This window comes from Metabacillus sp. 84 (genome assembly GCF_050107715.1).
Classification (GTDB): Bacteria; Bacillota; Bacilli; order Bacillales; family Bacillaceae; genus Metabacillus_B.
The window spans coordinates 1-1,291 of record NZ_JBNILN010000028.1 but is presented as its reverse complement, the minus strand read 5'-3'; the positions used below and the strand labels follow the sequence as shown (position 1 = coordinate 1,291).

General features: G+C 52.8%; 1 rRNA gene. It reads right to left on the bottom strand.

The features are described 5' to 3' along the window. Positions 1 to 220: 220 nt before the first annotated feature. Positions 221 to 1,291: ribosomal RNA gene (locus ACQCV8_RS20105) — 16S ribosomal RNA — on the bottom strand; the annotation flags it as partial.

Below are 1,291 nucleotides of genomic sequence, written 5' to 3'. Positions count from 1 at the left end.
AGACCGGATGGTCTTAAGGCTTGTGTTCATTTCTTCAACCGGTAAACGGACGAAGAAAATCATAAGGTCGTTTCTTACTCGTGTGAATGTTTGACATTCATATCGTTATCTAGTTTTCAAAGAACAAGTGAATCAAGAGAGAATGATCTCTCAAAACTAAACAAATTCGAAGTGCGTCCGTTAATGGTTTGCATCGCTTGGATGCTCATATCTTCCTTAGAAAGGAGGTGATCCAGCCGCACCTTCCGATACGGCTACCTTGTTACGACTTCACCCCAATCATCTGCCCCACCTTAGGCGGCTGGCTCCCTTGCGGGTTACCCCACCGACTTCGGGTGTTGCAAACTCTCGTGGTGTGACGGGCGGTGTGTACAAGGCCCGGGAACGTATTCACCGCGGCATGCTGATCCGCGATTACTAGCGATTCCGGCTTCATGCAGGCGAGTTGCAGCCTGCAATCCGAACTGAGAATGGTTTTATGGGATTCGCTGAACCTCGCGGTTTCGCTGCCCTTTGTACCATCCATTGTAGCACGTGTGTAGCCCAGGTCATAAGGGGCATGATGATTTGACGTCATCCCCACCTTCCTCCGGTTTGTCACCGGCAGTCACCTTAGAGTGCCCAACTGAATGCTGGCAACTAAGATCAAGGGTTGCGCTCGTTGCGGGACTTAACCCAACATCTCACGACACGAGCTGACGACAACCATGCACCACCTGTCACTCTGTCCCCCGAAGGGGAACCTTCCATCTCTGGAAGTGGCAGAGGATGTCAAGACCTGGTAAGGTTCTTCGCGTTGCTTCGAATTAAACCACATGCTCCACCGCTTGTGCGGGCCCCCGTCAATTCCTTTGAGTTTCAGTCTTGCGACCGTACTCCCCAGGCGGAGTGCTTAATGCGTTAGCTGCAGCACTAAAGGGCGGAAACCCTCTAACACTTAGCACTCATCGTTTACGGCGTGGACTACCAGGGTATCTAATCCTGTTCGCTCCCCACGCTTTCGCGCCTCAGCGTCAGTTACAGACCAGAGAGTCGCCTTCGCCACTGGTGTTCCTCCACATCTCTACGCATTTCACCGCTACACGTGGAATTCCACTCTCCTCTTCTGCACTCAAGTCCTCCAGTTTCCAATGACCCTCCCCGGTTGAGCCGGGGGCTTTCACATCAGACTTAAAAGACCGCCTGCGCGCGCTTTACGCCCAATAATTCCGGACAACGCTTGCCACCTACGTATTACCGCGGCTGCTGGCACGTAGTTAGCCGTGGCTTTCTGGTCAGGTACCGTCAAGGC